The organism is Streptomyces sp. NBC_00203 (assembly GCF_045206325.1).
In the GTDB taxonomy this organism is placed as follows: Bacteria; Actinomycetota; Actinomycetes; order Streptomycetales; family Streptomycetaceae; genus Streptomyces; species Streptomyces lutosisoli.
The window spans coordinates 1,816,752-1,836,084 of record NZ_CP108126.1 but is presented as its reverse complement, the minus strand read 5'-3'; the positions used below and the strand labels follow the sequence as shown (position 1 = coordinate 1,836,084).

Genomic DNA, 19,333 nt, shown 5'->3' with positions numbered 1-19,333 from the left:
CCCTTCACCGGGCTCTTCCGAGGACATGACCATGTACAAGCTCTTCTTCAACCTCGTCTTCAAGCGGATGGACCCGGAGCAGGCCCACTATCTGGCCTTCCGCTGGATCCGGCTCGCCGTCCGCATCCCCGTGCTGCGCACCTTCATCGCCGCCGCGCTCGCGCCCCGGTTCAAGGAACTGCGGACCGAGGCGTTCGGGCTGCGGATGCACGGCCCGTTCGGGCTCGCGGCCGGCTTCGACAAGAACGCGGTCGCCGTCGACGGGATGTCGATGCTCGGCTTCGACCACATCGAGATCGGCACCGTGACGGGGGAGCCGCAGCCCGGCAACCCCAAGAAGCGGCTGTTCCGCCTTGTGCCGGACCGGGCGCTGATCAACCGCATGGGGTTCAACAACGAGGGTTCCGCGGCCGTCAGCGAGCGCCTGGGGGCTCGTACGCCCGTCTTCAGGACCGTCGTGGGCGTCAACATCGGCAAGACCAAGGTCGTCCCCGAGGAGGAGGCCGTCGGCGACTACGTGAAGTCGACCGAGCGGCTCGCCCGGCACGCCGACTATCTCGTGGTCAATGTGAGCTCGCCGAACACGCCGGGCCTGCGCAATCTGCAGGCCACGGAGGCGCTGCGGCCCCTCCTGAGCGCCGTCCGCGAGGCCGCCGACCGCGCGGTCACCGACCGGCGTGTGCCGCTCCTCGTCAAGATCGCGCCCGACCTCGCCGACGAGGACGTCGACGCGGTCGCCGACCTGGCCGTCGAGCTCGGCCTGGACGGGATCATCGCCACGAACACCACCATCGCGCGCGAGGGACTCGGTTTGAAGTCCGGGCCCTCCCTGGTCAAGGAGACCGGCGGACTCTCCGGCGCCCCGCTGAAGGCACGCTCCCTGGAGGTGCTGCGCCGCCTCTACGCGCGCGTGGGCGACCGGATCACCCTGGTGGGCGTCGGCGGCATCGAGAACGCCGAGGACGCCTGGCAGCGCATCCTGGCCGGCGCCACGCTGGTCCAGGGCTACAGCGCCTTCATCTACGAGGGCCCCTTCTGGGGTCGCGCCATCCACAAGGGGCTCGCCGCGCGCCTCCGTACGAGCCCGTACGCCACCCTCGCCGACGCGGTCGGCGCCGACGTGAGGAAGTCCGCATGAGCCTGGAACCTTTTGGCGCACGTCTTCGCCGTGCCATGGAGGAGCGCGGCCCGCTGTGCGTGGGCATCGACCCGCACGCCTCCCTGCTCGCCGACTGGGGTCTGAACGACGACATCGCGGGCCTGGAGCGCTTCAGCCGCACGGTCGTCGAGGCGCTGGCCGACCGGGTCGCCGTCCTCAAGCCGCAGAGCGCGTTCTTCGAGCGCTTCGGGTCGCGCGGGATCGCCGTCCTGGAGAAGTCGGTCGAGGAGGCGCGGGCGGCCGGGGCGCTGGTCGTGATGGACGCCAAGCGCGGCGACATCGGCTCGACCATGGCCGCGTACGCGGAGACCTTCCTGCGCAAGGACGCGCCGCTCTTCTCGGACGCGCTGACCGTGTCGCCGTATCTGGGCTACGGCTCGCTGAAGCCCGCGGTGGAGCTGGCGCGCGAGAGCGGGGCCGGGCTCTTCGTGCTCGCGCTCACCTCCAACCCGGAGGGCGGCGAGGTGCAGCACGCGGTCCGCGGGGACGGCCGGAACGTCGGAGCGACGATGCTCGCGCACCTGGCCGCCGAGAACGCGGGGGAGACGCCCCTGGGCTCCTTCGGCGCGGTCGTCGGCGCCACACTGGGCGACCTCTCCTCCTACGACCTGGACATCAACGGACCTCTCCTCGCGCCCGGAATCGGCGCCCAGGGGGCCACGGCGGCCGATCTGGCGGGTGTCTTCGGGGCGGCGGTGCGCAATGTCGTCCCGAACGTCAGCCGGGGTGTTCTGCGTCACGGTCCCGACGTGGTCGCGCTGCGGGAGTCCGCGGAACGCTTCGCGGAGGAGATCCGGGCGGCTGTGACGGCCGCCTGAGTCCTCCGACGGCCGCTCGGCAGTCCTCCGATGAGTGTCTTCGGAGCGCCTTGAGTCTGAATACATCCTCAAATCCGGGGCAGTATGTCGGAAATGTCGGGCTCCAGGGAGGCTGACCAGGACTTTTCCGCTGTTCTCGCTGACTCTGGCGGACTTGCCCGCTAGTCTCCGACGCAGGGTGAACGGGCAAGCGTGTTGCTCGTGGCTCCCCAGGTGTGGGGCGACTAGGTTCCTCACCGGTCCGTATCCGACAGATCGACATCCGAGGTGACGTAGGCGTGGCTCTTCCGCCCCTTACCCCTGAACAGCGCGCAGCCGCGCTCGAAAAGGCCGCCGCGGCTCGCCGGGAGCGGGCCGAGGTCAAGAATCGACTCAAGCACTCCGGCGCCTCCCTTCACGAGGTCATCAAGCAGGGCCAGGAGAATGACGTCATCGGCAAGATGAAGGTCTCCGCTCTCCTCGAGTCCCTGCCGGGCGTGGGCAAGGTCCGCGCCAAGCAGATCATGGAGCGACTCGGGATCTCCGAGAGCCGCCGCGTGCGTGGCCTCGGCTCGAACCAGATCGCCTCCTTGGAGCGTGAGTTCGGCGGCTCCGGCGCCTGAGTCCTGGGCATACCAGGATTGCTGGAATAATCGCCGCATGAGTGAACGTCCGCGGCTGACCGTGCTCTCCGGCCCCTCAGGGGTCGGCAAGAGCACGGTCGTCGCCCATATGCGCAAGGAACACCCCGAGGTCTGGCTCTCGGTGTCGGCGACGACCCGCAAGCCGCGCCCCGGTGAGAAGCATGGAGTCCACTACTTCTTCGTCACCGACGAGGAGATGGACAAGCTGATCGCCAACGGCGAGCTCCTGGAGTGGGCCGAATTCGCCGGCAACCGTTACGGGACACCGCGTGCGGCCGTCCTGGAGCGGCTGGAGGCGGGTGAGCCGGTCCTCCTGGAGATCGACCTCCAGGGCGCCCGGCTGGTCCGTGAGTCCATGCCCGAGGCCCAGCTCGTGTTCCTGGCTCCTCCCTCCTGGGAGGAGCTGGTGCGCAGGCTCACCGGGCGGGGCACCGAGCCGCCCGAGGTGATCGAGCGCCGCCTGGAGGCGGCCAAGATCGAGCTGGCGGCCGAGCCGGAGTTCGATGTCACCCTGGTCAACACCTCCGTCGAGGACGTAGCACGCGAGCTGCTAGCCTTGATGGAAGTTGTTTGATCTTTCAGGTCTTTTTCCACCTTTCGGAAGGCAGAGCGTGTCCTCTTCCATCACCGCGCCCGAGGGCATCATCAACCCTCCGATCGACGAGCTTCTTGAGGCCACCGACTCGAAGTACAGCCTCGTGATCTACGCCGCCAAGCGCGCCCGTCAGATCAACGCGTACTACTCCCAGCTCGGCGAGGGCCTCCTCGAGTACGTCGGTCCGCTCGTGGACACCCACGTCCACGAGAAGCCGCTCTCCATCGCCCTGCGTGAGATCAACGCGGGTCTGCTGACGTCCGAGGCCGTTGAGGGCCCCGCTCAGTAGTCACTGTTTATTTCCTCATCCCAGGCCCGGCGGCGCGACTGTCGGGCCTGTGGTGTGTCATGGAGTCGTACGTCTTCGAGCCGGGGCGTGCGTGTCTCGAGTGCGGGGAGGCCCTGGTGGGCAAGCCGAAGGTCGTTCTGGGGGTCAGCGGTGGCATCGCCGCGTACAAGGCCTGTGAGCTGCTGCGCAGGCTGACGGAGTCGGGCCACGACGTACGGGTCGTCCCCACCGAGTCCGCGCTGCACTTCGTCGGCGCCGCCACCTGGTCCGCGCTCTCCGGCAATCCCGTCTCCACCGAGGTCTGGTCGGACGTCCACGAGGTCCCGCACGTCCGCATCGGACAGCACGCCGACCTGGTGGTCGTGGCCCCCGCGACCGCCGACATGCTGGCCAAGGCGGCCCACGGCCTGGCCGACGACCTCCTCACGAACACCCTGCTCACCGCTCGCTGTCCGGTCGTCTTCGCGCCCGCCATGCACACCGAGATGTGGGAACACCCGGCCACTCAGGAGAACGTGGCGACGCTGCGCCGCCGCGGCGCCGTCGTCATCGAGCCCGCGGTGGGGCGTCTGACCGGCGTGGACACCGGCAAGGGCCGGCTGCCCGACCCGGGGGAGATCTTCGAGATCTGTCGCCGCGTCCTCGCACGCGGCGTCACCGAGCCGGATCTCGCCGGCCGTCACGTCGTCGTCAGCGCGGGCGGCACGCGCGAGCCGCTCGACCCGGTCCGCTTCCTCGGCAACCGCTCCTCCGGCAAGCAGGGGTACGCCCTCGCCCGCACCGCGGCCGCGCGGGGCGCCCGGGTCACGCTGATCGCCGCGAACACCGGGCTGCCGGACCCGGCGGGCGTGGACGTCGTCCAGGTGGGGACCGCCGTGCAGCTGCGCGAGGCGGTGCTGAAGGCGGCCTCGGACGCCGACGCCGTGGTGATGGCCGCGGCGGTGGCGGACTTCCGCCCGGCGGCGTACGCGGCCGGGAAAATCAAGAAGAAGGACGGCCAGGAACCGGAGCCGGTCGTTCTGATCCGTAATCCGGACGTCCTCGCGGAGATATCGGCGGACCGTCCGCGCCCCGGCCAGGTGGTCGTCGGCTTCGCCGCCGAGACGGACGACGTCCTCGCCAACGGTCGTACGAAACTGGAGCGCAAGGGATGCGACCTCCTCGTCGTGAACGAGGTGGGGGAGCGCAAGACCTTCGGTTCCGAGGAGAACGAGGCCGTGGTGCTGGGAGCCGACGGCAGTGAGACCCCGGTGCCGTACGGACCCAAGGAAGCTCTGGCCGATACCGTCTGGGACCTGGTGACACGCCGTCTGAGGTGAATGTCTCATTCACCTCAACAGACGCCTCCATCCGCGCGAAAACCGCTGCGGCGACTCTGGTGGAGACCGAGCGCCATGGCGCAGAATGCCCGTGCCGCAGGTCACAGCGCTTCCGAGAAGCGAGACAGGGGGGCCGCGGGCGAGCGCGACCGATAAACTGTCCCCGGACGACGCCGAGCGCAGCTCTCGTCCCGTCCGCCAATGATCAGCCAGCAGCCGCTGCAACCTCAGGGAGCGTTGTGTCCCGTCGCCTGTTCACCTCGGAGTCTGTTACCGAGGGACACCCCGACAAGATCGCTGACCAGATCAGCGACACCATTCTCGATGCGCTTCTGCGCGAGGACCCGACGTCCCGGGTCGCCGTGGAGACGCTGATCACGACCGGCCTGGTGCATGTGGCCGGCGAGGTCACGACCAAGGCGTACGCGCCGATCGCCCAGCTGGTCCGGGACAAGATCCTGGAGATCGGCTACGACTCGTCGAAGAAGGGCTTCGACGGCGCTTCCTGTGGCGTGTCGGTGTCGATCGGCTCCCAGTCCCCGGACATCGCGCAGGGCGTCGACACGGCGTACGAGCAGCGTGTCGAGGGCGACGAGGACGAGCTGGACAAGCAGGGCGCCGGCGACCAGGGCCTGATGTTCGGGTACGCGACGGACGAGACGCCGAATCTGATGCCGCTGCCGATCCACCTGGCGCACAAGCTGTCCAAGCGGCTGTCCGAGGTCCGCAAGAACGGCACGATCCCCTACCTCCGTCCCGACGGAAAGACCCAGGTCACCATCGAGTACGACGGTGACAAGGCGGTCCGCCTGGACACGGTCGTCGTCTCCTCGCAGCACGCGAGCGACATCGACCTGGACTCCCTCCTCGCGCCCGACATCCGCGAGTTCGTGGTCGAGCCGGAGCTGAAGGCCCTCCTCGACGACGGCATCAAGCTGGAGACCGAGGGCTACCGCCTCCTGGTCAACCCCACCGGCCGCTTCGAGATCGGTGGCCCGATGGGCGACGCCGGCCTGACCGGCCGCAAGATCATCATCGACACGTACGGCGGCATGGCCCGCCACGGCGGCGGCGCCTTCTCCGGCAAGGACCCGTCCAAGGTCGACCGCTCGGCGGCGTACGCGATGCGCTGGGTCGCCAAGAACGTCGTCGCCGCTGGCCTCGCCTCCCGCTGCGAGGTCCAGGTCGCCTACGCCATCGGCAAGGCCGAGCCCGTCGGCCTCTTCGTCGAGACCTTCGGCACCGCCAAGGTCGACGCCGAGAAGATCGAGACCGCCATCACGGAGGTCTTCGACCTCCGCCCGGCGGCCATCATCCGCGACCTCGACCTGCTGCGCCCGATCTACTCCCAGACCGCCGCGTACGGCCACTTCGGTCGCGAGCTGCCCGACTTCACGTGGGAGCGCACGGACCGGGTGGACGCGCTGCGCAAGGCCGCCGGCCTGTAGAACCAGCTGTTCGGCGAGGCCCGGTGCCCTTTGGGGGCGCCGGGCCTCGCCGTTTCATGTGTCGGTTCGTCGGGTGGTGTTCCGGGCAGGTTCGAATCCTGCTGCCGGTCCTGGACCGGTATGGCCGAGTGGCTCATGGCAGACGCTCCCTCAGGCGTTCGTGATCCGCGGCCGGGTTGATCTCGGGCGGGCGGCGGTGTCAGTGCCGTCTGGTAGGAATGTTGCTGTGAGCAGCGCGAATGGGCGGGGTGAGGGTGGCGCGGAGGGTGCGCCGCCCGAGCAGCTTGCGCTGATTCGTGAGGGTGTGCGCAAGGCCAGGGAGCCCAAGGCGAAGCCGCGGACGTGGCGGGGGGCCGCGCTTGCCAAGGAGCAGCCCGTCGCGCGCGTGCTGGTCGACAAGGGTGTCCTGCATCTCGACCGGTACTTCGACTACGCGGTGCCCGAGGAGCTGGACGAGACCGCTCGGCCGGGGGTGCGGGTCCGGGTGCGCTTCGGCGCCGGGGGACGCAATGTGCGCGGCGGGCGACGTGAGGGGGGCGGGCTGATCGACGGGTTTCTCGTCGAGCGGCTCGCCGAGTCCGACTACTCCGGGCCGCTCGCCGCGCTGGCCCAGGTGGTGTCTCCCGAGCCTGTGCTCGGGCCCGAGCTGCTGGGGCTCGCACGGGCCGTCGCCGACCGGTATGCGGGCAGCCTCGCCGATGTGCTGCAACTCGCGGTGCCGCCGAGGAACGCGCGGGCCGAACAGAAGCCCTCGCCCGCGCCGCTGCCGGCTCCCGGTGTGCCCGCGGTCGGGTCCTGGGTGCGGTACGGGCGGGGGGCGGCCTTCCTGGAATCGCTCGCCGCGGGCGGGGCACCGCGGGCCGTGTGGAACGCGTTGCCAGGGCCCGGCTGGGCCGAGGAAATCGCCAGGGCCGTGGGCGCGACGCTCGCCTCGGGGCGGGGCGCGCTCGTCGTCGTACCGGACGGGCGGGCCGTGGCGCGTGTGGACGCCGCGCTCTCCTCGTTGCTGGGGGAAGGGCGGCATGCGGTGCTCACCGCCGAGGCCGGGCCCGAGAAGCGGTATCGGGAGTGGCTGGCCGTGCGGCGTGGGTCCGTACGGGCCGTTGTCGGGACCCGGGCCGCCATGTTCGCGCCTGTGCGGGATCTGGGGCTCGTCGTCATCTGGGACGACGGGGACGGCAGCCACAGCGAGCCGCACGCGCCCCAGCCGCATGCGCGGGAAGTGCTGCTGCTGAGGGCCGCCCATGACAAGTGCGCCTTTCTGCTGGGCAGTTGGAGCTGCACCGTCGAGGCGGCACAGCTCGTCGAGAGCGGATGGGCGCTGCCGTTGGTCGCGGAGCGGGAGCAGGTGCGGGGGACCGCGCCGCTCGTGCGGACCGTGGGAGACGGGGATCTCGCGCGGGACGAGGCCGCTCGGGCCGCGCGGCTGCCCACGCTCGCCTGGCAGATCGTCAGAGAGGGGCTGCGGCAGGGGCCCGTGCTCGTGCAGGTCCCCCGGCGGGGGTATGTGCCCCGGATGGCGTGTGCGCAATGCCGGGCGCCCGCGCGGTGCCGGCACTGCGCCGGGCCGTTGGAGGGGCAGGACGCCGGGGTGCTGCGGTGCGCGTGGTGCGGGCGGGACGAGGCGGCCTGGCACTGCCCCGAGTGTGGCGGGTTCCGGCTGCGGGCCCAGATCGTCGGGGCGCGGCGTACCGCCGAGGAGCTGGGGCGGGCGTTTCCGGCCGTGGCGGTGCGGACGTCCGGGCGGGAGCAGGTGTTGGACACGGTGTCCGAGGCGCCCGCCCTCGTCGTCAGTACGCCCGGGGCCGAGCCCGTGGCCGAGGGCGGCTATGCCGCAGCGTTGCTGCTCGACGGCTGGGCGATGCTCGGGCGGCCCGATCTGCGGGCCGGTGAGGACGCGTTGCGGCGGTGGATGGCGGCTGCGTCGCTCGTACGTCCACAGGGGGCCGGGGGCACGGTGGTGGTCGTCGCCGAGCCGACCCTGCGGCCCGTTCAGGCGCTCGTACGGTGGGACCCGGTCGGGCACGCGGTGCGTGAGCTCGCCGAGCGGGCCGAGCTGGGGTTTCCGCCTGTCTCACGGATGGCGGCCGTCTCCGGTACGCCGGAGGCCCTCGCCGGGTTTCTCGCCGCGGCCGAACTGCCTGGCGACGCGGAGATGTTGGGGCCCGTGCCGATGGCCGTCACGGAGGCCGGGCGTCCGCGGCGGGTTGGCGGGCCGCCGCCCGGGGAGCATTGGGAGCGTGCGCTCATTCGGGTGCCGCCGGGGAGCGGAGCCGCGCTCGCGGCCGCGCTGAAGACCGCGCAGGCGGCGCGGATGGCGCGTGGGGGGAGTGAGCCCGTACGGATTCGGGTCGATCCGCCGGACATCGGGTGACGGTGTGACCATGAACGTCGGGTGACGGCTGTGACCATGAAACATCGGGTGCCGGTATGGCGGTCATGAACATCGGATGACGGTATGTCCATAGGGCTGCCTCCCGGGGCTGTTGGCTCCGGGAGGCAGACGGGGAGTGGGTCAGCCTGTTGCGGTCAGCCGTTGCGCGGGCCCGGGAATGCCGTGGGCCTGACCTCGTCGCGGAGGGTGGGACTGCCCGCCGTCGGCTGGGTCGGCATGGAGCGGGCGGCGGGGACCGTCGGCACCGTGGGGATGCCGGTGTTGACGGCTACCGTGCGGGTGCCCGATGTCTCCGTGGCCCGCTCGGCCTCGGCGGCTGCCTGGGCGGCGGCGCGGCGGGCGCCGTAACGGCGGTGCACCGCCTGTTTGGTGACCCCGAGCGCCGAGCCCACCGCGTCCCACGAGAAACCGAGTGAGCGGTCGAAGTCCACGGCGGCCGTGACCAGGGTCTCGACGCTGTCCCGCAGCTCCTGGGCGAGGCGGACGGTCGGGGCGGGAGCGCGTCCGTAGACGACGAAGCCCGTGGAGGGGCCGGAGCGGCGCGGGCGGTAGACGTTGCCCAGTTGGGCGGTGAGCGTGCGCAGTGCGTCCACCTGCCGGCGGACCCGCTCGATGTCCCGCACCAGCAAGTGCAGGCTGGCCCGAGCCTGGGCGTCGTGGGTTGCGTGGTCGGCCATGAACAAGCCTCTCGAACCGGCGTTGAAAAGGATCGGGCCGCGACTGCGGCCCGTTGTGGTCAACTCTTTCTTGACCAACGCGTTTACGCTCCGCTGGTCACGCATTGGGGGCGTAAGGGCATATGCACGGGGCGCGTCTTGAGGCGTACGCCCCCGGTGAGTCGTTTCTTCTCCCACCCGCGCACCGCCGGCGCGGGTCAGGTGTCACGTGTGGGTCTCCCGCGGGGGCGGGCCGCCGTCGGCGGCTGCGGGCCGGGGAGGGCACGCGCGGAACTCCCGAGCCCCCAAGCCCGCGTGCCGCATAGACTGGTGCGCTGCCCCGTACTCCGGCCCAGTCGGCACGTGTGCGGGGGGTAACGAACTCCCGCCCGAGAGGCCAACCGCCACCCATGAAGCTCGTCTTCGCAGGTACCCCCGAGGTCGCCGTTCCCGCTCTGGACGCCCTGATCGCCTCCGGGCGGCACGAGGTGGCCGCTGTCGTCACGCGGCCCGACGCGCCGGCCGGGCGGGGGCGACACCTTGTCGCGAGTCCGGTCGCCCAGCGGGCGGAGGAGGCCGGGATCGAGGTGCTGAAGCCGGTGAAGCCGCGGGACGAGGAGTTCCTGGCCCGGCTCAGGGAGATCGCGCCCGATTGCTGCCCCGTCGTCGCGTACGGGGCGCTGCTGCCCCGCGTCGCCCTCGACATCCCCGCCCACGGCTGGGTCAATCTGCACTTCTCGCTGCTGCCCGCGTGGCGCGGCGCCGCCCCCGTGCAGCACGCGATCATGGCCGGCGACGAGATCACCGGTGCCTCCACCTTCCTCATCGAGGAAGGGCTCGACTCGGGGCCCGTGTACGGAACCGTGACCGAGGAGGTCCGGCCCACCGACACCAGCGGGGACCTGCTCACCCGGCTCGCCTTCGCCGGGTCCGGGCTGCTCGCCGCGACGATGGACGGGATCGAGGACGGCAGCCTCAAGGCCGTGCCGCAGCCCGCCGACGGCATCACCATGGCGCCGAAGATCGCCGTCGAGAACGCCCACATCGACTGGTCCGCCCCGGCACTGCGCGTCGACCGGGTCGTGCGGGGGTGCACCCCCGCGCCGGGTGCCTGGACCGTTTTCCGTGGCGAGCGGCTCAAGCTCATCCAGGTCGCGTCCGTGCCCGACCGCACGGACCTCGCCCCGGGCGAGCTGTCCGTCGGCAAGAACAACGTGTACGTCGGTACCGGTTCGTACGCCGTCGAGCTGCTCTGGGTCCAGGCCCAGGGCAAGAAGCCGATGCGCGCCGCGGACTGGGCGCGCGGGGTGCGGATTCCCTCCGGGGAGCGGCTCGGGGTCTGACCTCGGCCCGGGCTGGAGCCTGCTCCGGGGTCGGCTCAGGGCTGGAGCCGAGTCCGGGCCGCCGCACCCCTTCGGCCCCGGTTGGAGCCGAGTCCGGCCTCCCCACCCCTTCGGCCCCGGCCCCGGGCTGGTCCCGGCTTCGGCCCGGCCTCGGGCCGGCCCCGGCCGAGGCCCCGGCGTCTGGCCTGGCCACCGCCTCGGCCACGACTCACCGCCCTGGCCACAACCCACCGTCCCAGCCACGCCCCACCGCTTGATGCCACGGCCCGGCTCGGTACCCGGCCACGACCCACCGCCTCGGCCTCGGCCGGGGTCGGCCTCGGTTACGACCCCGGCGCCGCCCCGGCACGAACCCCTCGGCGTACGCTGATAGACGCACCTTTTCCCGGATCCGGAGCACATTTTTCGTGAGTGAGCAGTCCCGTCGGCCGCACAAGCCCGGCAAGCCCTACCGCCGTCCCCAGAAGGACCCGGTCCGTATGCTCGCCTTCGAGGCGCTGCGGGCCGTGGACGAGCGGGACGCGTACGCGAACCTCGTTCTGCCGCCGCTGCTGCGGAAGGCGCGCGAGAAGGGTGACTTCGACGGGCGGGACGCGGCGCTGGCCACCGAGCTGGTGTACGGGACGCTGCGCCGGCAGGGGACGTACGACGCTGTCATCGCGGCCTGTGTCGACCGGCCGCTCAGGGAAGTCGATCCGCCCGTGCTCGATGTGCTGAGCCTCGGCGTGCATCAGCTGCTCGGCACGCGCATTCCCACGCACGCCGCGGTGTCGGCCTCCGTCGAGCTCGCCCGGGTCGTGCTCGGCGACGGGCGGGCCAAGTTCGTCAACGCCGTACTGCGCAAGGTCGCGCAGCAGGATCTCGACGGCTGGCTGGAGCAGGTCGCGCCGCCCTACGACGAGGACCCCGAGGAGCATCTCGCGGTCGTGCACTCCCACCCGCGCTGGGTCGTCTCCGCGCTGTGGGACTCCCTCGGCGGTGGCCGCGCCGGGATCGAGGATCTGCTCGAAGCCGACAACGAGCGGCCCGAGGTCACGCTCGTCGCCCGGCCCGGGCGCTCCACCGCCGACGAGCTTCTCGACGCCCTCGGGGACGAGTCCGGGCTGCCGGGGCGCTGGTCTCCTTACGCCGTGCGGCTCACCGAGGGCGGTGAGCCGGGCGCCATCGACGCCGTGCGCGAGGGCCGTGCGGGCGTCCAGGACGAGGGCAGCCAGCTGGTCGCGGTCGCCCTCGCCAACGCACCCCTCGACGGACCCGACAAGGCCTGGCTGGACGGCTGCGCAGGACCCGGCGGCAAGGCCGCCATGCTCGCCGGGCTCGCCGCCGAACGCGGTGCCCTGCTGCTCGCCTCCGAGAAGCAGCCGCACCGGGCCGGCCTGGTGGCGAAGGCGCTCGCGGGCAACCCCGGCCCCTACCAGGTCATCGCCGCCGACGGCACCCGTCCGCCGTGGCTGCCCGGCACCTTCGACCGCGTGCTCATGGACGTGCCCTGCACGGGCCTGGGCGCCCTGCGCCGCCGTCCCGAGGCCCGCTGGCGGCGCCGCCCCGAGGACCTGGACGGCTTCGCGCCGCTCCAGCGCGGGCTGCTGCGCACGGCGCTCGACTCCGTACGTGTCGGCGGCGTCGTCGGGTACGCGACCTGCTCGCCGCACCTCGCCGAGACCCGCGCGGTCGTCGACGACGTGCTCAAGCACTACGACGGCGGCTCCGCGGAGCTGCTCGACGCCCGCCCGCTGCTGCCGGGCGTACCGGCCCTGGGCGACGGCCCCGACGTACAGCTGTGGCCGCATCTGCACGGGACGGACGCCATGTATCTGGCTCTGATCCGGCGGACCGCCTGACCGTCTGACCGCCCGACTTCCCGGTCGGCCGAGAGCGTCTGGGGCAGTCCTGCCAGTCCTGCCCGTCTAGTCCGCCGAGGGCCCGCCCGGCCGTGCCGCCGGTTCCGGAGTCGCCGACGGAGTCACCGTGGGCCGTGCCGCCGTGTCCTCGTGCGACAGGCGGTGCGGCCACCACACCTTCGGTCCGACGTCCAGGAACAGGGACGTCACCAGGATCGACCGGACGATGAAGGTGTCCAGCAGTACGCCCAGGGCGACGGCGAAGCCGATCTCGGCGAAGGCGACCATCGGGAGGGTGGCGAGGGCGGCGAAGGTGCCCGCCAGGACCAGGCCCGCGGAGGTGATGACCGCGCCCGTCGCCGACAGGCCCGTCACCACGCCCGCGCGGGTGCCCTGGTGGCCCGCCTCCTCGCGGATCCGGGTGCTCAGGAAGATGTTGTAGTCGATGCCGAGGGCGACCAGGAACACGAAGACGAACAGCGGGAAGTCCGTCTGCTCGCCCGCGTAGTCGAAGAGGTGCCTGAAAGCGAGCGCGCTGGCGCCGAGGGCCGCCGCGAAGGACAGGACGACCGTCCCGATCAGCAGCAGCGGGGCCACCAGGGCGCGCAGGAGCAGGCCCAGGATCAGCAGGACGACCAGCAGCACCGCTGGGATGATCAGGATGTTGTCGTGGGTGGTCGCCGCGTCCATGTCGAGCAGGGCCGCGGTGCCGCCGCCCACCTTGGCGTCGGCGTCCGGCACGGCGTGCACCGCGTCCCGTACGCGCTCGACCGTCCGTTTGGCGGCCTCGCTGTCGGACGGGGCGGTCATCGTGGCCTCGAACAGCACCTTGCCGTCGTACGAGGATTTCGTGCCCTCCGGCACGGCGATGCTGTCCGGCACCACACCCTTCGTACCGGCCACCGCGCTCTTGACCCGGTCGCCCTGGGCCTGGCCGGCGACGATGACCAGGGGATCACCGCTGCCCGCCGGGAAGTACCGCGCGGACACCTCCTGCCCGACGATCGAGTCCGGCTTGCCGGTGAACGCGTCCGCGTTGCCGATGCCCTGGGCGTGGAGCTGCAGCAGGCCGAAGGAGAGGGCCGCCAGGGCGAGGGCGGTGGCGCCCCAGACGGCGCGCGGGCGGACGGCGATACGGCTGCCCATACGGGCCCAGACGCCGCTCGCAGTCGGGTCGGACGAGCCGAGGTGCGGGATCGCCGGCCAGAAGATCCAGCGGCCGAAGACCAGCAGCAGGGCCGGGAAGAGCGTGAGCATGGCGAGGAGGGCGATGGCCACGCCGATCGCGGCCACCGGGCCGAGGCCCCGCGTCGAGTTCATCTCGGCGGCGAGCAGCACCAGCATGCTCAGGACGACCGTCGCGCCGGACGCCAGCACCGCCGGGCCCGCCCGGTTCAGGGCGAGGGCCATCGCCTCGTGGCGGTCCTCGTGGCGGCGCAGCTCTTCGCGGTAGCGGGCGACCAGGAGCAGCGCGTAGTCCGTGCCCGCGCCGAAGACGAGGACTGTGAGGATGCCCGCGCTCTGCCCGTTGACGGTCAGACCCGCGTGTTTCGCGAGGAGATAGATCAGCGCCTGGGAGGTGAAGAGCGCGGCGACCACACCGATCAGCGGGACGAAGATCAGGGCCAGGCTGCGATAGGTGAGCAGCAGCATCACGATCACGACGCCCATCGCCGAGAACAGCAGGGTCGAGTCGATGCCCTCGAAGGCCTTGGAGAAGTCGGCGGAGGTGCCGCCGGGCCCGGTGATGTGCACCGCGAGCCCGCCACCGCCCTTGCCGACCTGGTCGCGCAGCGAGTCGACCGCGGGCGCGAGCTCCTGCCAGCCCGTCTTCTCCATCGTGATCGGCACGTAGATCTGGGCGGCCTTCGGTGCGGACGGCTGGTCGTAGACAGGGCCGCGCGTCTCCGCGCCGCGTACGCCGTGGGCCGTGAGCCCCTTGATCTGCTGGACGTCCTGGACGATCCGCTGTTTGTCCTGGGCGGTCAGCCCGCCCTCGCGGGCGTACACGACGACCGCCGGGATCTGCTCCGGCCGGAACCTGTTGGACGTGTCGAGGACTTGGGTGGACTCGGCGGATCCGGGCAGCCAGGAGGCCGCGTCGTTGTCCTGGGCGTCGGTGAGCTTGGAGGCGAGCGGTGCCGCCACCACGAGCGCCACCAGCCACAGGCCGACGATCAGCCACTTGCCGCGCCGCCCGCACACGAACCCGATGAGTCCCTGGCGCACGTGGCGCTGATTCCCGTCCGTCATGGCCACCCCCGTAGCCGCCGCTGGTCCCGGTCGGCCGTCCAGCATGGCACGCCCGGTCGTCGTAGAACATCCGCAGAACGGCCCAGGTCTGGACCGAGGCGAGCAACCGGCCCGAGGCATGGCAGTCTTGGGGCATGGCCGTGCAGATCAACCCCAGCATCCTGTCCGCCGACTTCTCCCGACTTGCCCAGGAGGCAAAGGCGGTGGAAGGAGCCGACTGGCTCCACGTCGACGTCATGGACAACCACTTCGTACCGAACCTCACGCTCGGTGTGCCGATCGTAGAGTCTCTGGCACGTGCGACGGACACCCCGCTGGACTGCCATCTGATGATTCAGGACGCCGATCGGTGGGCGCCCCAGTACGTGGAAGCGGGTGCCGGTTCCGTCACCTTCCACGCCGAGGCCGCCGCCGCTCCGGTGCGGCTCGCCCGCGAGATCCGGGCCAAGGGCGCCCGGGCGTCCATGGCGCTCAAGCCCGCGACCCCCATCGAGCCGTACGAGGACCTGCTCCCGGAACTCGACATGCTGCTGATCATGACGGTCGAGCCGGGTTTCGGCGGCCAGGCCTTCCTTGACATCATGCTCCCCAAGATCCGCCGCACCCGGGAGTTGATCAGCAAGCACGGCCTCGAACTGTGGCTCCAGGTCGACGGCGGTGTGTCGGCGTCCACCATCGAGCGGTGCGCGGAGGCGGGAGCCGACGTCTTCGTCGCCGGTTCGGCGGTTTACGGGGCATCGGACCCGGCCCAGGCGGTACGTGCATTGCGCACCCAGGCCCAGGCCGCAACGGCCCAGGCGGCATGGGCGTGCGACCACTGAACCAAGGGAACGTGAACGCGCCCATCAGGGCTGATCAAGTACGCCGGATCTGCGAGGATGAACGGCGAACCGAGAGTGTGAACAGCAGAAGAGGAGATCGCCGTGTCGGGTATGTCGGCGGGCCGGTCAGCCATGCGGATGGGACCCGCTGAGCTGGTGCAGGCGGCGGCCATGGCCCGCCGCTTCTACCTCGAGGGCAAGTCCAAGATCCAGATCGCGGAGGAGTTCGGCGTCAGCCGCTTCAAGGTGGCCCGGGTCCTGGAGACCGCTCTCGAACGGGATCTGGTGAGGATCGAGATCCGTGTGCCGGCCGAGCTGGACGCGGAGCGCTCCGACGCGCTGCGCGCCCGCTACGGCCTCAGGCACGCCGTCGTGGTCGAGTCCCCGGCCGAGGCCGAGGAGTCGTCGCCCGATCCCGAGAACCTCGGAGAAGTGGCCGCCGACCTGCTCGGCGAGCTCGTCAACGAGGGCGATGTCCTCGGCCTCGCCTGGGGCCGCTCCACGATCCACATGGCGGCCGCGCTCGACCGGCTCCCGCCGTGCACCGTGGTGCAGCTGACGGGCGTCTACGACGCCGGGACCGCCGAGCGCGGCTCGGTGGAGGCGGTGCGGCGCGCCGCCCAGGTGTCGGGCGGGGACGCCCACCCCATCTACGCGCCGATGCTGCTGCCCGACGCGGCCACCGCGGCCGCGCTGCGCAACCAGACCGGGATCGCCCGCGCCTTCGAGTACTTCGACAAGGTCACGGTCGCCTGTGTCTCCATCGGCTCCTGGGAGCCGGGCATCTCCACGGTGCACGACATGCTCAGCGACGAGGAGCGCGCCCATTACGCGTCGCTCGGCGTCGCCGCCGAGATGTCCGCGCACCTCTTCGACGCCGAGGGGCGCCGGGTCGGGCGCGACCTGGGCGAGCGCTGCATCACGGTCGAGGCCGACCGGCTGCGGCGCATCCCCGAGGTCGTCGCCATCGCGGGCGGACAGCGGAAGGCGGCCGCGATCGACGCGGTGCTGCGCTCCGGGCTCGTCACCAGCCTGGTGACGGACACGTCGGCCGCGGACTATCTGATGACGGCGGGGACACCGCCGCGTCCGGCCCTCAACCGGGCGGACCCGGACGGGCCGTGACCTTTTAGGGGCCCGCTAGGCCCTGTCGTCAAATTCCCGTCGTCCGCCCGGAGGGCGGGCCGGGCGGCGTCTGGTGCGTGCTCTCGGCGTGCCGGGCGGAAGCCCTCGTACTGGACGTACTTGGGCTTTCGCCCGGTGCGGCGAGTTGGGGGTACCTCCCACGCCCTTGAGGCAGTGGGGGAGCGTGCCAGGCGTCGCCCGGCAGACGGGAATTTGACGACAGGGCCTAGGCCCATCGGCGCGCCGCCAGGGGGCGGCCGTGGCAGCATCGACGTCATGCTGCTGCGGTCCGTCCCCCGCGTGTTCGTGGGCCTGTTCCTGTGCCTCGGAGTGCTGCTGACGGGCTGCTCGTCGACCGGCACCCAGACGTCGACCGGCAGCCGGACGCCGGCGGCCGACTCCACGGCCGGCTCCGCGGTCGGCTCGACTCCGTCCTGGGCCGGCGGCATGCGGACCGTCACCGCGGCCCAGCTCCCCGCCGAGGCCCGCGCGACCCTCGTCCTGATCGACCAGGGCGGCCCCTTCCCGTACGCCAAGGACGGCGTCGTCTTCGGGAACTTCGAGAGGCTGCTGCCGAAGCAGCAGCGCGGCTATTACCACGAGTACACGGTCAAAACCCCCGGCGAGCGCGACCGCGGAGCCCGGCGCATTGTCACGGGGCAAGGCGGTGAGATCTACTACACCGATGATCACTACAAGTCGTTCAGGGCGGTGTTGAGATGACCCACGGTCCTCTCGCGGGGGTGTGCCGCGCGGCCGGGTGGCAGGTCAGCGTCCTCGACCTCACCGGGGTCTCGGACAAGGCCGGCTTCATGGCGCGCTGTGTCCGCGCCCTCGACCTGCCGGAGTGGTTCGGGCGCAACTGGGACGCCCTCGCCGACGTGCTGGGCGACCCCGACTGGGGGCCCGCCAGCCCGGGCAGACTGCTCGTGGTGAGCGGCTGGCGGCAGTACGCGAAGGCGCGGCCCGATGAGTGGGAGACCGCCCAGGAGGTCCTGGAGTCGGCCGCCGGGCACTACCAGCAGTTCGACGCCACGCTTTCGGTCGTCCTCGCTCTTGGAGGATCCGACCAACTGCCCCCTGACCAGCCTGGATGATCTGTCCGGGCACCGCATACCGGCCGACATGGGACAATGAAGTACGTGCTCTTCCCCCTGGCTGACCTGTCCGGGGGTCACCTCGAACGACTGGGATGTGCAGCACGTGCGTTTCCTCAATGACATCCAGCCCCCGTACGACCTGACGTACGACGACGTCTTCATGGTGCCGAGCCGCTCCGCGGTCGGCTCGCGTCAGGGCGTGGACCTCACCTCCCCGGACGGCTCGGGCACCACGATCCCGCTCGTCGTCGCCAACATGACGGCGATCGCGGGCCGCCGGATGGCCGAGACCGTCGCCCGCCGCGGTGGCCTCGTCGTCATCCCGCAGGACATCCCGATCGAGGTCGTCACCGAGGTCGTCTCCTGGGTCAAGGGACGCCACCTGGTGCTCGACACCCCGATCGTCCTCGCCCCCCACCAGACCGTCGCCGACGCGCTGGCGCTGCTGAACAAGCGCGCCCACAACGCGGGCGTCGTCGTGGACGAGGACGGCCGCCCGGTCGGCGTGGTCACCGACGCCGACCTCTCCGGCGTGGACCGCTTCACACAGCTGAACGAGGTCATGTCGCGCGACCTGCTGCTGCTCGACGCGGACATCGACCCGCGCGAGGCCTTCCACAAGCTCGACCACGCCAACCGCCGCTACGCCCCCGCCGTGGACGCGGACGGCAAGCTCGCCGGCATCCTCACCCGCAAGGGCGCCCTGCGCGCCACGCTCTACACACCGGCCACCGACGCGAACGGCAAGCTGCGCATAGCCGCCGCCGTCGGCATCAACGGCGATGTCGCGGGCAAGGCCAAGCAGCTGCTCGACGCGGGCGTCGACACGCTCGTCATCGACACGGCGCACGGCCACCAGGAGTCGATGATCGCCGCGATCAGGACGGTCCGCGCGCTGGACCCGCAGGTCCCGATCGCCGCGGGCAACATCGTCGCGGCCGAGGGCGTCAAGGACCTCATCGACGCGGGCGCCGACATCATCAAGGTGGGTGTGGGCCCCGGCGCCATGTGCACCACCCGCATGATGACCGGCGTCGGCCGGCCGCAGTTCTCCGCCGTCCTGGAGTGCGCCGCCGAGGCCAAGAAGTACGGCAAGCACGTGTGGGCCGACGGCGGTGTCCGCCACCCGCGTGACGTCGCCATGGCGCTGGCCGCGGGCGCGTCGAACGTGATGATCGGTTCCTGGTTTGCCGGTACGTACGAGTCCCCGGGCGACCTCCAGCAGGACGCCAACGGGCGCCTGTACAAGGAGTCGTTCGGCATGGCCTCGGCCCGCGCCGTCAAGAACCGCACCAGCGACGAGTCGGCGTACGACCGTGCCCGCAAGGGCCTGTTCGAGGAGGGCATCTCCACCTCGCGCATGTTCCTCGACCCGTCCCGCCCGGGCGTCGAGGACCTGATCGACTCGATCATCGCGGGCGTGCGCTCCTCCTGCACCTACGCGGGCGCCAACTCCCTGGAGGAGTTCGCCGAGAACGCCATCGTCGGCATCCAGAGCGCCGCCGGCTACGCCGAGGGCAAGCCGCTGCACGCCAGCTGGAGCTGACC

Annotated in this window: 17 protein-coding genes; 15 read left to right on the top strand and 2 right to left on the bottom strand. The window is 71.4% G+C overall.

The window, feature by feature from the left end:
• Positions 1 to 31 precede the first annotated feature (31 nt).
• From OG975_RS08525 to OG975_RS08490, 8 genes are all read left to right on the top strand, one after another.
• Complete coding sequence (locus OG975_RS08525; RefSeq protein ID WP_406336202.1) at positions 32 to 1,138, top strand: quinone-dependent dihydroorotate dehydrogenase; 1,107 nt, start codon at positions 32 to 34, stop codon at positions 1,136 to 1,138.
• Positions 1,135 to 1,977 carry an orotidine-5'-phosphate decarboxylase gene (gene pyrF, locus OG975_RS08520; protein WP_406328509.1) on the top strand — a complete coding sequence of 281 codons (843 nt, stop codon included), beginning with the start codon at positions 1,135 to 1,137 and terminating at the stop codon, positions 1,975 to 1,977. The genes OG975_RS08525 and pyrF overlap by 4 nt, the downstream gene beginning before the upstream one ends.
• 278 nt (positions 1,978 to 2,255) lie before the next feature.
• Entirely contained in the window at positions 2,256 to 2,579 is a 324-nt protein-coding gene (locus OG975_RS08515; RefSeq protein WP_016638838.1) for an integration host factor, read from the top strand.
• A 37-nt stretch (positions 2,580 to 2,616) separates the two neighbouring features.
• Positions 2,617 to 3,174, top strand: a complete 558-nt coding sequence (gene gmk, locus OG975_RS08510; RefSeq protein ID WP_406328508.1) for a guanylate kinase — start codon at positions 2,617 to 2,619, stop codon at positions 3,172 to 3,174.
• 37 nt (positions 3,175 to 3,211) lie between these two features.
• Complete coding sequence (gene rpoZ, locus OG975_RS08505) at positions 3,212 to 3,484, top strand: DNA-directed RNA polymerase subunit omega (RefSeq protein ID WP_003982715.1); 273 nt, start codon at positions 3,212 to 3,214, stop codon at positions 3,482 to 3,484.
• Positions 3,485 to 3,600: 116 nt separating this feature from the next.
• The gene (gene coaBC / locus OG975_RS08500) at positions 3,601 to 4,803 is read left to right on the top strand and encodes a bifunctional phosphopantothenoylcysteine decarboxylase/phosphopantothenate--cysteine ligase CoaBC (protein ID WP_406336201.1); all 1,203 of its coding nucleotides are present in this window, start codon (positions 3,601 to 3,603) and stop codon (positions 4,801 to 4,803) included.
• A 239-nt stretch (positions 4,804 to 5,042) separates the two neighbouring features.
• A complete protein-coding gene (metK, locus tag OG975_RS08495) occupies positions 5,043 to 6,251 on the top strand; it encodes a methionine adenosyltransferase (protein ID WP_330303162.1) in 1,209 nt (402 codons plus the stop codon).
• 226 nt (positions 6,252 to 6,477) lie between these two features.
• Positions 6,478 to 8,625, top strand: coding sequence for a primosomal protein N' (locus tag OG975_RS08490; RefSeq protein ID WP_406328506.1), 2,148 nt, complete (start codon positions 6,478 to 6,480; stop codon positions 8,623 to 8,625).
• A gap of 155 nt (positions 8,626 to 8,780) precedes the next feature.
• On the opposite strand, the gene OG975_RS08485 is transcribed toward OG975_RS08490, so the two are convergent.
• Positions 8,781 to 9,323, bottom strand: a complete 543-nt coding sequence (locus tag OG975_RS08485; protein WP_362516374.1) for a hypothetical protein — start codon at positions 9,321 to 9,323, stop codon at positions 8,781 to 8,783.
• 389 nt (positions 9,324 to 9,712) lie between these two features.
• On the opposite strand from OG975_RS08485, the gene fmt reads away from it, so the two are divergent.
• Together fmt and OG975_RS08475 are read left to right on the top strand one after the other, a co-directional pair.
• A complete protein-coding gene (gene fmt, locus OG975_RS08480) occupies positions 9,713 to 10,645 on the top strand; it encodes a methionyl-tRNA formyltransferase (RefSeq protein ID WP_327427229.1) in 933 nt (310 codons plus the stop codon).
• Positions 10,646 to 11,052: 407 nt separating this feature from the next.
• Complete coding sequence (locus OG975_RS08475; protein WP_406328504.1) at positions 11,053 to 12,486, top strand: RsmB/NOP family class I SAM-dependent RNA methyltransferase; 1,434 nt, start codon at positions 11,053 to 11,055, stop codon at positions 12,484 to 12,486.
• 66 nt (positions 12,487 to 12,552) lie between these two features.
• Here OG975_RS08475 and OG975_RS08470 read toward each other — a convergent pair whose 3' ends face one another.
• Positions 12,553 to 14,739: an MMPL family transporter gene (locus OG975_RS08470; RefSeq protein ID WP_406328503.1), complete on the bottom strand. Its 2,187-nt coding sequence runs from the start codon at positions 14,737 to 14,739 to the stop codon at positions 12,553 to 12,555.
• Between the two features lie 134 nt (positions 14,740 to 14,873).
• On the opposite strand from OG975_RS08470, the gene rpe reads away from it, so the two are divergent.
• From rpe to OG975_RS08445, 5 genes are all read left to right on the top strand, one after another.
• Positions 14,874 to 15,560 (top strand): ribulose-phosphate 3-epimerase, encoded by a 687-nt coding sequence (gene rpe / locus OG975_RS08465; protein ID WP_327427226.1) that lies wholly within the window; start codon positions 14,874 to 14,876, stop codon positions 15,558 to 15,560.
• Between the two features lie 111 nt (positions 15,561 to 15,671).
• Positions 15,672 to 16,685, top strand: a complete 1,014-nt coding sequence (locus OG975_RS08460; protein WP_327434917.1) for a sugar-binding domain-containing protein — start codon at positions 15,672 to 15,674, stop codon at positions 16,683 to 16,685.
• Positions 16,686 to 16,961: 276 nt separating this feature from the next.
• On the top strand, positions 16,962 to 17,408 hold the full coding sequence (locus tag OG975_RS08455) for a ribonuclease domain-containing protein (protein WP_406328502.1): 447 nt from the start codon (positions 16,962 to 16,964) through the stop codon (positions 17,406 to 17,408).
• Positions 17,405 to 17,782 (top strand): barstar family protein, encoded by a 378-nt coding sequence (locus OG975_RS08450; protein WP_406328501.1) that lies wholly within the window; start codon positions 17,405 to 17,407, stop codon positions 17,780 to 17,782. Before OG975_RS08455 ends, OG975_RS08450 begins: the two co-directional genes overlap by 4 nt.
• 106 nt (positions 17,783 to 17,888) lie before the next feature.
• A complete protein-coding gene (locus tag OG975_RS08445) occupies positions 17,889 to 19,331 on the top strand; it encodes a GuaB1 family IMP dehydrogenase-related protein (protein ID WP_406328500.1) in 1,443 nt (480 codons plus the stop codon).
• Positions 19,332 to 19,333: the final 2 nt, after the last annotated feature.